Here is a 12,667-nt window from a genome sequence, read left to right on the forward strand (position 1 = left end):
ACCCCATTGTAAAGGCAAAGGCGTCGGAGCCCGTCACGGCTCCGACGCCTCCATCAAACAGCGCAGCTATGGTATATAAGTCTTCGATAACCGCCCGTCACTCTGAATTAAATGACATGTCGCCCGAACCGACCTCAAAACGATACGTAGCAGACTTATCGCCGTTATCGAATTCAAGATTCAAAATGGTCTCGCCGTCGTAGCCAAGCGGAAGGAAATCGCTCTCGAAGTCGCCGCTGCCCAAGGTAAGGCTCGCCTTAAAGCCCGTCGAGTTCGGAACCATCATCTCCACATCGCCCGAGCCCACACTCACGTCCATCGACTTCGCGGGGGCCTGGTAGAGCTCGAACGTCACATCGCCCGAACCGACCTCAGCACTGAGCGCATCAGTCACGCTGCCCGCAAACTCTACATCTCCCGCACCCAGGAAAAGGTCGAAACCATCACAGGTGACACCGGCAATCTGCAGATCACCCGAGCCCACGTGCGCGTTGACTCCCTTCAGATGTTCGGCAACACGGCGCGGCAGCTCGACCGTAACTGAGCGATCGATTGCCTTACCGTCATCACTTCCAAACTGGGAAACCTTGAGCGTCGAGTCCTCGACGGATGCGATGTTCTGCGTCGCGGCCTTGGAGGCATCCATACCATTGGCAACGCGTCCCCGCTCGATAACGCGAGCCTTGTTACCATCAATAACCTTGACGTCCACTGTAGCCGCATCGATATCGAAATCGAGGTAGCGAAACTCATCGGCATCAAAGGTCGTACACGAAAGCTGCTGAGGCCGAGCGGAATAGTTACCGCCATCGTTCATAAAATCGTCGTCATCAACCACATCGTCCATACCGGACAAGCCGGGTATAACATCGTCGAGATCCCACGGGCCATCAAAATGAATCAAAGTCCGCGAAACGCCAAAAACAAGCCCGATAATCAGTACAAACGCTCCGATGCCGACGCCCAGGCGCAGCTTGGATTCATGCGAAAGCTTCATCATTCGTCACCTTCTTTGGCACATGGCTCAGCGGTGGCCGCGGTAGCCACGTCAGCATCAGGTTCCGCAGAAGTATCCTTCCCCTGGGCCCTGACCGCCACCGGTGCCGGACCAACCTGAATATCCCCGCGCGCCCAATCGCCATCGAGTGCACGCGCCACCCAGTGATAGATGGGAATCGTGAAGAAGATCAGCGCAGCAAAGGGGCCGGCACCAAACAGGAACATCAGTAAAAAGAACAGCAGCCAGCACACGGCCCAATACGGGAATGACTGGAACGGACCCTTCACCGGAGTCGGACCAGCCGCACCGGTACCCGTCACCTGAGCCGTCGCCGCATTGGCAGCCTGCGCACTCCAGCTTGCCGCCTGCGCCGCCTTGGCTGCCGCGTCACTTGCCTGCGTTGCCGCCTCGGTGGCGCGCGCCGCCGCCTCATGGGTGCGGGCGCGCTCTGCCGCCTCGGCCTCGCGCTGACGAGCGCGGTCCTCGTTCTCAAACTCGATATCGTCCTCAATCTCATCGCTCGGATTGAGCAGCTCGTCCAGACTCACACCATAGAGCTTGGCGAGCGAGATCAGGTTCTCGGTATCGGGCGAGCTCTCCGCACGCTCCCATTTACTAACCGCCTGGCGCGACAGCCCCAGCTTTCGCGCCAGCCCTTCTTGGCTAAAGCCCTTGCTGCGGCGAAGGTCGGCGAGCCGCTGCGCAGTTTCTACATTCATGGTTCCTCCTATGTGATGCCAGCCGTGCCGCCGGACCGTTTTTGTTCTTAAGGCGCCTTGCACAGTTAAAAATCTATCCGCCACCGCCAAAAGCATGCCACCTATTCTAGTGAGATTTTTGACAACTGGCGGTTGCGGGCACATATGAGCTGCGGAAATGTGTCCAAACAAAGCAATGAGCCGCAGCTCGGTTGTCCCCGTTGCGGCGTTAACGGTAGTATGGTCATACTGTTTATTCCGCACCGCCAACGGAGGGAGTTCCGCGCCGTGAACCGCGATTTCGCCTCATCGCTCATCCAGCTCAACAACACGTTCTATCGCGAGCACTCCGCCTCCTTTTCCGATACGCGCCAGGCCCCGTGGCCCGGCTGGGTGCGCACCATGGACATCGCGCTCGAACAGCTCGACGTCGCCACGATCGAGCATCCCGTCCGCGTCTTCGATCTCGCCTGCGGCAATATGCGATTCGAAAACTTTGCCGCCGGCGGCGCACTTGCCGCCAAGGGCGTCGACGGCGCAAACCCCTCGGCAGATGCCAGCTGCCCGTTTGAGTTCTATGGCGTCGACTCGTGTCAAGACCTGGCCATCGATGCACATGGCCACGCGCTGCGCATTCCCAACCTGCACTTCCAGGAACTCGACGTGCTCGACGCCCTCATGAAGCTCAACCCCGCCGAAACACCCGACGTGCTTTTCGACGCCCCGCTCGCCGATATCTCGGTCTGCTTTGGCTTTATGCACCACGTGCCGTCGTGCGAGTACCGCGTACGCGTGCTCGACGCCCTGGTGCGGCAAACGTGCCCGGGCGGCATCATCGCCATCAGCTTTTGGGAGTTTATGAACGACGAGCGCATGGCGCGCAAGGCCGTTCGAGCCGAAGCCCGCGCCGAGCTCACCCCGCCGTTTGAGGGTTACGATTCCGCGCAGTTTGAAGCCGGCGACCACCTCATTGGCTGGCAAAACGACCGCCACGCCTACCGCTATTGCCATCACTTTGACGATCAGCAGATCACCGACCTGGTGCGCGGCGTCCGTACGTTCTACAAAAGCGGCGAGGTCCCCGTGCGCGAGCTTGAGCGTTTCCATGCCGACGGTCGCAGCGGCGAGCTCAACCGTTATGTGATCCTCAAGCGCCTGTAGGCATCGACGACTCGCCGCCGAGCCGTGCCGCTTCTTTCGGGCAAACTATGCCCACCCTTTTCAACCCATTGACGGAACGCGCAGCTATGCGTTCCATATTTATGACCAAGGAGCCTCATGGGAGCCGTCCACGTTCGCACGCCTAAGAACTTTGTGCTCGAGGAGCGCCTGGAGCGCTACGCCGATGCGATTGAGACGAACCCCGAGGCCTATGCCGGAGATTGGCGCAAGGCCTGTGCGCCAGCTGGCAGCAAGCCCTTCGAACACCTTCACCTTGATCTTGGCTGTGGCAAGGGAACGTACCTTGTAGAGCGCGCGGCCCACGAGCCAAACACCCTCTTTATCGGCATGGACCAGGAGCCCATCTGCATCGCCTATGCCGCACAGAAAATCTGCGAGCAGGAGCTATCCAACGCACTCGTCCTGCCCCGAGGCGCCGCATCGCTGCCGCAGCTGTTTGCCGCAGGCGAGCTCAATGCCATCACCATTAACTTTCCCACGCCGCAGCCCAAGGCCAAGTACGCCAAAAAACGACTCGTCCATGTCGACCATCTAATGCTCTATCGCTCGCTCTTTGCAGCCGACGCCACCGTCACGCTGCGCACCGACAGCAAGCCATTGCGCGACTACGCCCTGGGGCAGTTTGCCGCGGCCGGCTACGACACGCTTTGGGTAAGTGACGACGTACGCCGCGACCATCCCGAGCATCCCGAGACCGAATATGAATGCCGCACGCGCGAGATGGGCGCCGTCGTCTATGGCATTTGCGCCACACCCGGTGCGCAGCCAACCGACGAACAGCTCGCAGCAGGCCGCGCGCAGGAGCAAAGCCTTGCCTGTTACCTGCCCGACAACCTCGATGAGCTCACCTATGTACCTCTGGGCATGGAAGAGGCCGTCGAGAACTTTAGAAACCGCGCCCGCAAAGGCAAGAAGCGCCTGCCTCAGGAACGCTAGTACCGCGCGCCCATTTCCTGCATTTTCTTGCCTGCGAACGCATCGATGCGACGCTACGCCATAATAGTTGGCGGACAAACGGCGAGAGAAAGCAACCACATGGCACAGACCACGACAGATACCGCCGCCAGCACCGTCTCCGGCGCCGGCGCCGCCAGCTCATTCTCGGGCGGCACGGGAACCGAAGCCGAGTTCGGCTCGCTCGGCGCGCTCTCCCCCACCTGGTGGGAGCCCGAGGACGGCAGTGAGCCCGAACCATGGCTCACGCCCGATCAGGCCTTTGAGCGCTTCTTTGAATGGACGAGCGATCGCGGCATTGAGCTGTGGGATCACCAAGAAGAGGCTCTCATGGACCTGGCCGCCGGAGATCACGTCATTTTGGGCACGCCGACCGGATCGGGTAAATCGCTCGTCGCGCTGGGTATGCTCTTTATGGGCATGGCACAGGGCAAGCGCTGTTATTACACGGCCCCCATCAAGGCTCTGGTCAGCGAGAAGTTTTTCGACCTTGTGCAGGTGCTCGGCCGCGATAACGTCGGTATGATCACCGGTGACACGCATATCAACACCAAGGCGCCCGTCATCTGCTGCACGGCAGAGATCCTTGCCAACGACGCACTGCGCGAGGGCGAAGATGCCGATGTTGGCTGCGTCGCCATGGACGAATTCCACTACTTTGCCGACCCCGATCGCGGTTGGGCCTGGCAGGTGCCGCTGCTCACCCTGCCCCACACACAATTCATGCTCATGAGCGCCACGCTCGGCGATGTCACCGCCATCGCCGCCTCGCTCGAGGAGCACACCGGCGCTGCTTGCGACTTGGTTGTCGACGCCCCGCGTCCCGTTCCGCTGAGCTACGACTATGTGACGACCTCCCTCGAGGGCACGGTCGAGCTCGCCATGCGCCGCGGCGAGGCCCCGCTCTATATCGTGCACTTTAGCCAGGATGCCGCCCTTGCGACGGCACAGTCGCTCGCCAATTTTGGCATCGCCAGCAAGGAGCAACGCGAAGCCATCAAAGAAGCGGCAAAGGGAACGAGCTTCTCCACGGCCTTTGGCAAGATTCTCAAGCGCTTGCTCGGATGCGGCGTCGGCGTGCACCATGCTGGCATGTTGCCGCGCTATCGCCTGCTGGTCGAGCGCCTGGCGCAGCAGGGCCTGTTGCCCGTCATCTGCGGCACCGATACGCTCGGCGTCGGCATCAACGTACCCATCCACACCGTGGTGCTCACCGCGCTCACCAAGTTTGACGGCTACAAGATGCGGCGTCTGCGCGCCCGTGAGTTCCATCAGATCGCCGGTCGCGCCGGTCGCTCGGGCTTTGACACCGAGGGTATGGTCATCGCCGAGGCCCCGGAGCACGAGATCGAGAACGCCAAGCTCATGGCCAAGGCGGGCGACGACCCCAAAAAACTCCGTAAGATTAAAAAGAAAAAGGCCCCCGAGGGCTTTGTCACCTGGAACAAGCAGACCTTTGAGCGCCTGATCGAGACGCAGCCCGAAACGCTCAAGCCGCGCCTGCGCATCACACACTCCATGGTGATTAGCGTGGTCGAGCAGGGCGGCGACGCTCGCACCCGCGTGCACGACCTCATCGAGACAAGCCTGCAAACACCCGAGGAAAAGGCAAAGCTCGATGAGCGTGCCGACGAGATCTTCGCCACGCTCATCGACTCCGGCGTCGTCGTGCGCACCGAGGTGCCGCCCGCACCCGACGCTCCGGCTGACGCCGCGCCGGACATCGACTACGCGCTGACGGTCGACCTGCCCGAGGACTTTGCGCTCGACCAGCCGCTCTCGCCGTTTTTGCTTGCCGCGCTGGAGTTGCTCGATCCCGAGAGCGAGACCTATACCATGGATCTAATCTCAATGGTCGAGGCAACGCTCGAGGATCCCAAGCAGGTGCTGCGCGCACAGGAGCGCGCCGCACGCGATCGCGCTATGGCCGAGATGAAGGCCGACGGCATCGAATATGAGGAGCGCTTGGAGCGCATTCAAGACGTCACGTACGAAAAGCCGCTCGAGGATTTGCTCGACGCCGCCTTTGACAAGTACTGCCAGGAAGTACCCTGGGCAAACGACTACCAGCTCTCTCCCAAGAGCGTCCTGCGCGATATGCTGGAAAGCGCGAGCGATTTTAAGGGCTACATTCAAAAGCTCGGCATCGCCCGCTCCGAGGGCATTTTGCTGCGCTACCTGGCAGAAGCCTATCGTTCACTCGACCGCACCGTGCCCATCGAGAAGCGCGACGAGCGCCTGCGCGACATTATCTCGTGGCTGGGCTTTGTGGTGCGCTCGGTCGACTCGAGTCTGGTGGACGAGTGGGAGAACGCCGGCAACCCCGCTGCACTCGACGCCGCACCGCCGCAGGGCATCGACGAAGTCGTGGCAGACCGCCGTGGCTGTACCCTGCTGGTGCGCAACGCACTCTTCCGCCGCGTGGCCCTTGCAGCCCGCGAGCACACGCGCGATCTGGGCGAGCTCGACGAGGACTGGGGCATGAGCGAGGTCCGCTGGCAAAAGGCGCTCGACGCCTATCACGAGCAACACGAGGAAATCCTCACCAACGGCGACGCCCGCAGCTCGGCGATGTTTACCATCGACGAGAGCGACGAGAAGACCGATCACGTGTGGCACGTGCATCAGATCTTTGCCGACGAGGATGGCGACCACGACTTTGGCATCATGGGCGATGTCGATCTGGACGCCACGCAAGACGGCGGCGAGGTCATTTTCAAAAACTACCGCGTCGGCTTTATCGAGGACCTGCTCGAGGACTAGCCGAACAGAATGGGACGAAACGAAGCGGGGCCGCTGGCGATGTTGCCAGCGGCCCCGCTTTTGCACTATCCGCTATGCCCTATTCGGCATCCTCGACCTCATACGAATCCGCCTCGGCTGGCTCATCGTTTGTCTCTGGCACAGCCTCGCGCGCCTCGTCAAACGCCGCCTTCATGGTCTTGTTACCCCACGTGAGCTTGCGAATGGTAAGCTCATCGGCCTTGTTGTGAGCCAGGCGCAGGTTCTCTGTGCTACGGCGCAAATCGTCCTTGGTCTTCTCGAGCTGCTTGATGGCGGCATCAATCTCCTTGATCGCCGACTCGAATTGTTTGCTCGCCAGGTTGTAGTTGCGCGAGAATCCATCCTTGAACTTCTCCATCTTGGCTTCGAAGTTCGTGACATCGATATTCTGCTGCTTGTACTCCGCCAGCTCCTGCTTATAGCGAAGCGAACCCATGGCAGCATTGCGCAGCAGCGTAATGATGGGAATGAAGAACTGCGGGCGGATCACATACATCTTCTCGTAGCGATAGCTCACGTCCACGATTCCCGCGTTGTAAAGCTCGCTCTCGGGCTCGAGCAGCGTGCAGAGCACCGCGTACTCACAGCCTTTCTGGCGACGATCGTGATCGAGTTTCTTAAAGAAGTCCTCGTTTTTATGCTTGATCGCGGTCTCGTCGTTCTCGTTTTTCATCTCGAACATAATCGAAATGACCTCGTTGCCGCTCGCGTCGCACTCGCGGAAGATAAAGTCACCCTTGGTGCCCTCAGATGCATCGTTATCTTTCTCGAAGTACGCATTGGGAAACGCCGTCATGCGCAGACGGTTAAACTCGGTCTCGCAGTGCTGCTCGAGCGACTCGCCCACCATCTTGGTGGACAGGCGAACCTTCATGTCCTTAAGGCGCTCAATCTCTTCATCCTTGTAGCGAATCAGGTCATCGCTCGCGCGCTTGGCCTGCGCAAGCTCGAGCTCGTGTGCCGCCTTGGCTTGCTCCTCGCGAGAATCGCGTACCGCCAGCTCGCTCGTCAGCTTGGCACGTGCCTCATCGCGCTCTCGTTCCGCCGCGGCGACCGCCTCTGACAGGTTCATTTTTGCCATCAGTTCCTGCTCGCGCAGTTGGGCACGCAGGCCCTCGGCCTCTTGCTCGGACTGAGCCTTTGCGACGGAAAGCTTCTCCCGTACCGTTGCGCGGTAGTCAGCAAGCGCGCGCTCGGCCTCGCTGCGAGCGGCATCGAGCTCACGCTGCGACTCAGCCGCGGCAGCGGCAAGCGCCATCTCCTGGGCCTTGTCCGCCGCGGAGAGCTTGGCCTGCAATTCGGCAATCTGCGCATCGCGTGTGGCTAAATCATTTTGAACGGCATTGCGCGCCGAAGCCTCGGCAAGTTTGGCTTCGTCATCCTTGCGTCCCAGCTGTGCACGCAAATTGTCGATCTCGCGCTGAAGCTCGGCATTCTCCTTTTGAGCGTCGGCGCGGGCCTCAACCGCCGCGCGCTGGCTTGCACTCTCGCGCTCTGTGGCGGCGCCCTCGAGCTTGGCGCGCAGCTCGGCGAGCTCAGCATCGCGCTTGGCGACTTCTTGTGCCAGTTGCTGAGCTGCGGCGTTCTTCTGCTCGACAAGCTGAGCATTGCGCTGAGACTCTGCCTTTTGCAAGGCAGCCGTCGAACGCGAGCGCTCAAGCTCCAGCGCCTGCTCGCCCTCGCGCTGGACTGCCTTCACACGCTCATCCAGGTCGCGCGAAAACTCGGCATTGCGCACTTGCTTGACGATATCCGCATAGCCGGACGCGTCGACCTTAAAAACTTCGCCACAATGCGGGCACTTGATCTCGTTCATAGCAGCTCCTCGATGGACGCAAATTTCAACCGCCTACACTCTACCGCGCCATGCGGACAAAAAAGGCGCCGCCGCCAGAATGGCAACGGCGCCAAAACCACCACAAAGGTGCCTGTCCCCATTGTGGTGGTTTGGGTGCTTTACAGGTCGCGGTAATCGATGAGGCGAAGATCGTCCTGAGCCTCGAGCCACGTCCGTAGCTCGAGATCGATCAGTGCATCGACCTCCTTGGTACGATCCGTCGTAAGCGAGCTGCTCTCAAGGATAAAGCGATCGAGATAACCCGGATGGCACACGAAGACGACCGTCTCGCCGTCTGCCATCTCGCGAACCGTCTGCATAATCGAGTCCTTAGGCTCATAACCCGGCTCCATCGAATGCATAACCATGCGCAGGTCGGTATCTCCGCAGTGCACCACGGCCGTGGGGTCAAAGCTCGCCTTTTGCTCCTTAAGGCCCAACTCCTGTGCCACCGTCGAAATCGCTCGATTGAGGTTTTTGCTCATAACGGCGTGAGCCTCAAAGTAATCGGGTTCGCGACCCACGATCTCGACAAAGCGGTCATGCTGCGCACGAATCTCAATGCAGGCCTCGTCGAAGTCAATCAGCTCCTCACCGCGCTTAAAGTGCTCGCGGAAGGTACGGCTGCTATGGAACTCGCCGTTCTCATCGAGCATGCTCGGGATGAGCGCCGGATCGGCACACGGCTTGCCCAGGCACACGTTGGTATGCTGGCCCACCGCAATGCCGGCATCGGCCACGAGCAACCAACCGCGCTCAGCCTCGGGCATATTGGGCATAAGGCCCGCCGAGCGCACCAAACCCTCGTTGACGCTTCGGGCAATCCCCAAATCAACAGCGTACGAATAACCGATATCGTCGGCACGAATGAGCAGTTGCTTCATAACGACTCCAATCTATGGGAAAGGGCGCTTGGAGTTCACCCAAGCGCTCCCGCTAATTATCCTACCGAAAAGACGCCTTATTCCTTAGCGGCAGCGGCATCCTCATCGAGCTGCTCCTTGGTAAAACCAAAGAGGTAGGCGATGGCAGCGGCGGAAACAAATGCAGCACCCGATGCAACGCATCCCCAGACGAGGTTAGCAGTTCCGCCGGCAACAAAACCGGTGACGCCCAGAATATTGGTCGCGCCCAGAACATACGTCGTCACATTGGTGAGAGCGGCGATCAGGCCACCGATAGCACCGCCGGCAACCATGGCGCCCAGGCAGCGGGTGTACTTAAAGCCGCAGCCATACAGCGCGGGCTCCGTCACGCCACCGACAATACCGGATAGCGAGAAGCCGAGCATGGCGCCCTTCTCATCGGTCTCCTTAAGGCGCAGGAAGGCGCCGAAGGCCATGCCCCACGTAGCGAACTGAGCGATACAGCCCGCAACCATGACGCAGGAGTCGGAACCCAGCGTGAGCAGCTGAACGATACCAAGGGCAAGCAGAACCTGATGCATGCCGGTCATAACCAGGAACTCCCAAAGCGCGGCGATAGCCACCAGGGAAACGATGGTTACGATGCCGCCGCTGTTGCCGAGACCGAACATGAAGTTGCCAATCAGGTTGCCCAGGATGGAGCCAATCGGAGCCAGGGCGCACAGTGAAACGGGGATCATAACGGCCATGGTGCACACGGGCACGAATACCGTCGAGAGCATGTCGGGAATGACCTTCTTCATGAACTTCTCGACGACCATAAGCACCGGCATGGACAGGACCATGGGGAGCACGGTGGCGGAATAGTTGTTCAGCTGAGCCGGAAGCGCACCGTAGACCAGGGTGGTCGTTGCACCCGAATCCGCCGCGGCGTTGACCAGCGTCATAAACTCGGGGGCAATGAGTACGCCGCCGAGCATCATGCCGAGCGGCTGGCTGCAGCCGAGCTGCTTGGCAGCAGCCCAACCCAGGTAAATGGGCAGGAAGTAGTAACCTGCGTTGTAAATCCAGTTATAGAAGAAGTTGTAGATATCGGAATCGGCAGCCCAAATACCGAGCATGCCGTCGCCGCAAAGCACGGCGATGGTACGGAACATAGCGGCGCCCATGATGATCGGAATCGTCATGACCATCGTCTTGGACAGGTAGTTGAGGATCTTCTTGCCCGCGGTCTTGAGCGTCAGCGGCTCCTTGGTGCCACCATCGAGGTTCTCGTCGATGGAGCCTTCGCCCTTAACGCCCAACGCAATGGCGGCGTCATAGACCTTCGGCACATTCTGGCCGATGATGACCTGATACTGGCCGCCGGACCACTGGGCACCTAGTACGCCTTTGATCTTCTTGACTTCATCGTCATTGGGGATGGACTGATCCTTGAGGTTCAGACGCAGGCGGGTCATGCAGTGCGTCGCGTTCGTCACATTGGAGGCGCCGCCGACGGCAGCAAGCACGTCCTCGGCAATCTTCTTGTTATCGACAGCCATGTCGAATCCCTTCTCTTCCAACTAAAAGCCCGTGGGACTTCACAACGCCAAGACACCCGATCCTGCTCGCGCCTGCGCAGCGCGCGATGCCTGTTGGCAAGAGATTTCATTGCATGTGATTCCCGGGTGGATCGACATGAAAAAAGCCCCGCGCACAACCGACAGAGACCCAATACGGACCTCGGCAGAATCGGTAGTGCCTCTCGGAGCTGCGCCGTGAGTAACACCCAACACACGGCGAGTATATGCGGCAATTGAAGTCAGCATATCGCTGATTACCGATAAACGGTAGACATCAGGCCGTAAACGGTAGTGCAACGGTTTTAAAGCGCTTAGATGTCCCTAGTTATCCGAGCTCGCAGGAGCCACGCGATTCACATGCATGATGAGGTAGACGAGTTCTTCTTGAGCCAACGGCTCGCCAAAGGTCTCCTGGATCAGTTCATCGACACGATGGGCACAACGCGATGCCGCTGGATATTGCTCCACGAGTACGTCGTAGAGACCGGAGTTCTCGGTATCGATTGGCTCTTTCTTTGCCACGCGGTCGAGCAGATATCGAACATGGGTGGCAAAGCGAGTAAAGGCGAACGACGAACGGTCGACCGTCACGTCCAGCTCTTCCTGAATAATTGCGACCGTCATGTCGAGCAGTCGTTTCTCCTGCCGCTCAGCCAAAACGCGTTTCTCACTCGGCTTAACTGCCGCATTGATAATCGACATGGCGATACCCGCGGCCTCGCTCTGGGGCATGCGAACGGCAAAGGTTTTCTTAATGCCACGAACGGCCAGCTCGCCCAAGCGATATTCAATGGGGTGCAGCTGTTCCAGATCGCGCTCGAGCGGCAGCGACACCACCATGTGCTCGCGGGCTCGCTTAATGGCAAACTGGATATGGTCGGCCAGCGTAATGGGAAGATTGGGACTTAATTCGTACGAGAGCTGCCCGGTTGCGATATCTGCCAGCTGAGCGGAAAACTCCAGCACCTCGGGATCGACCTCGTCGATAAACGCCAGGTACTTGGAATCGATACCGTAAAAGGTACGGGTGACGACATCCAGGTCGACCTCGTGCGGCATATCTCCAAAACCGATACCGCGACCCAGCGCGATAAGCTGACGCCCCGCGCCGTCTTCGCAGATGGCAGCGTTGTGGTTAATGCGCTGGATAGCCCTCATGGAATCATCGCTCCTACTAAAACGCGCCGCGCAGACCGTCCGCGCGGCGCGTTCATTCTACCTGCACTTCTAATTACAGTCCAAAGAAGTTCAGGATCTGGTCTCGACTTACGGGCTTGCAGCCATTGGCGTCGAGGCCCACATCGTAGCGGTAGATGGGGCGTTCGCGATCACGGTTGCGCGTGTTGGTGCGGTCTCCCCTGCTGTGGATATGTCCGTGCAGCATGATGGCGCCGCGCGCCTTGCCATTCCAGCTGAGCATGGGGTAATGGCTCATTACCAGGCGATGGCCCTTAGCGTAACCGGGGGCGACCTCCAGATAATCGCGCACCTCATCCCAAATGTGCGGCGCGTCCGGATCTCCCCAATCGCCATCATGGTTACCACGGATGAGCGTCACGTTCTGGCATTCGATGCGCTCGCGCAGGCGCACTGCCTCCGCCATGGGCAAACGATACGTAAAGTCTCCCAGGATATAGAGGCGGTCGTCCACAGCCACGCACTCATTGATGGCATCGATGACCTTGCGGTTCATCTCCTCGACCGAGGCGAACGGCCGATCCATATCGTGCAGGATATTCGTATCGCCCAGGTGCAGGTCGGCGGTAAACCACATCATCGTC

10 protein-coding genes are annotated in these 12,667 nt (G+C 59.8%); 3 read left to right on the plus strand and 7 right to left on the minus strand.

Translation table 11 applies throughout. The annotated features are described in order from the left end of the window. Nucleotides 1-97 precede the first annotated feature (97 nt). Nucleotides 98-997, minus strand: a complete 900-nt coding sequence (locus OIL77_01875; GenBank protein ID HJI44169.1) for a DUF4097 domain-containing protein — start codon at nt 995-997, stop codon at nt 98-100. Then, nucleotides 997-1,719, minus strand: coding sequence for a helix-turn-helix domain-containing protein (locus tag OIL77_01880; protein HJI44170.1), 723 nt, complete (start codon nt 1,717-1,719; stop codon nt 997-999). Before OIL77_01880 ends, OIL77_01875 begins: the two co-directional genes overlap by 1 nt. 267 nt (nt 1,720-1,986) lie before the next feature. Between OIL77_01880 and OIL77_01885 the strand changes: the two genes are divergently transcribed. The 3 genes from OIL77_01885 to OIL77_01895 all read left to right on the plus strand — a co-directional run bounded on the left by OIL77_01885 (nt 1,987) and on the right by OIL77_01895 (nt 6,597). Beyond that, nucleotides 1,987-2,859: a hypothetical protein gene (locus OIL77_01885; GenBank protein HJI44171.1), complete on the plus strand. Its 873-nt coding sequence runs from the start codon at nt 1,987-1,989 to the stop codon at nt 2,857-2,859. 117 nt (nt 2,860-2,976) lie between these two features. Continuing rightward, a complete protein-coding gene (locus tag OIL77_01890) occupies nt 2,977-3,816 on the plus strand; it encodes a methyltransferase (protein HJI44172.1) in 840 nt (279 codons plus the stop codon). A 99-nt stretch (nt 3,817-3,915) separates the two neighbouring features. After that, complete coding sequence (locus OIL77_01895) at nt 3,916-6,597, plus strand: DUF3516 domain-containing protein (GenBank protein ID HJI44173.1); 2,682 nt, start codon at nt 3,916-3,918, stop codon at nt 6,595-6,597. A 79-nt stretch (nt 6,598-6,676) separates the two neighbouring features. On the opposite strand, the gene OIL77_01900 is transcribed toward OIL77_01895, so the two are convergent. The 5 genes from OIL77_01900 to OIL77_01920 form a co-directional block, all read right to left on the minus strand. Then, on the minus strand, nt 6,677-8,434 hold the full coding sequence (locus tag OIL77_01900; protein HJI44174.1) for a DUF2130 domain-containing protein: 1,758 nt from the start codon (nt 8,432-8,434) through the stop codon (nt 6,677-6,679). 140 nt (nt 8,435-8,574) lie between these two features. Then, on the minus strand, nt 8,575-9,339 hold the full coding sequence (locus OIL77_01905; protein HJI44175.1) for a ChbG/HpnK family deacetylase: 765 nt from the start codon (nt 9,337-9,339) through the stop codon (nt 8,575-8,577). 77 nt (nt 9,340-9,416) lie between these two features. Then, nucleotides 9,417-10,865: a PTS transporter subunit EIIC gene (locus OIL77_01910; GenBank protein HJI44176.1), complete on the minus strand. Its 1,449-nt coding sequence runs from the start codon at nt 10,863-10,865 to the stop codon at nt 9,417-9,419. 342 nt (nt 10,866-11,207) lie between these two features. Further along, nucleotides 11,208-12,044 carry a PRD domain-containing protein gene (locus OIL77_01915; protein ID HJI44177.1) on the minus strand — a complete coding sequence of 279 codons (837 nt, stop codon included), beginning with the start codon at nt 12,042-12,044 and terminating at the stop codon, nt 11,208-11,210. Between the two features lie 73 nt (nt 12,045-12,117). Further along, nucleotides 12,118-12,663: a metallophosphoesterase family protein gene (locus OIL77_01920; protein ID HJI44178.1), complete on the minus strand. Its 546-nt coding sequence runs from the start codon at nt 12,661-12,663 to the stop codon at nt 12,118-12,120. Nucleotides 12,664-12,667 lie beyond the last annotated feature (4 nt).

This window comes from Coriobacteriaceae bacterium (genome assembly GCA_025993015.1).
Lineage (GTDB): Bacteria > Actinomycetota > Coriobacteriia > Coriobacteriales > Coriobacteriaceae > Collinsella.

Coding starts and splice junctions, on each gene's coding strand:
- OIL77_01890 (HJI44172.1), top strand. CDS start 2,977: ATGGGAGCCGTCCACGTTCGCACGCCTAAGAACTTTGTGCTCGAGGAG.
- OIL77_01875 (HJI44169.1), bottom strand. CDS start 997: ATGAAGCTTTCGCATGAATCCAAGCTGCGCCTGGGCGTCGGCATCGGA.
- OIL77_01915 (HJI44177.1), bottom strand. CDS start 12,044: ATGAGGGCTATCCAGCGCATTAACCACAACGCTGCCATCTGCGAAGAC.
- OIL77_01910 (HJI44176.1), bottom strand. CDS start 10,865: ATGGCTGTCGATAACAAGAAGATTGCCGAGGACGTGCTTGCTGCCGTC.
- OIL77_01920 (HJI44178.1), bottom strand. CDS start 12,663: ATGATGTGGTTTACCGCCGACCTGCACCTGGGCGATACGAATATCCTG.
- OIL77_01900 (HJI44174.1), bottom strand. CDS start 8,434: ATGAACGAGATCAAGTGCCCGCATTGTGGCGAAGTTTTTAAGGTCGAC.
- OIL77_01905 (HJI44175.1), bottom strand. CDS start 9,339: ATGAAGCAACTGCTCATTCGTGCCGACGATATCGGTTATTCGTACGCT.
- OIL77_01880 (HJI44170.1), bottom strand. CDS start 1,719: ATGAATGTAGAAACTGCGCAGCGGCTCGCCGACCTTCGCCGCAGCAAG.
- OIL77_01895 (HJI44173.1), top strand. CDS start 3,916: ATGGCACAGACCACGACAGATACCGCCGCCAGCACCGTCTCCGGCGCC.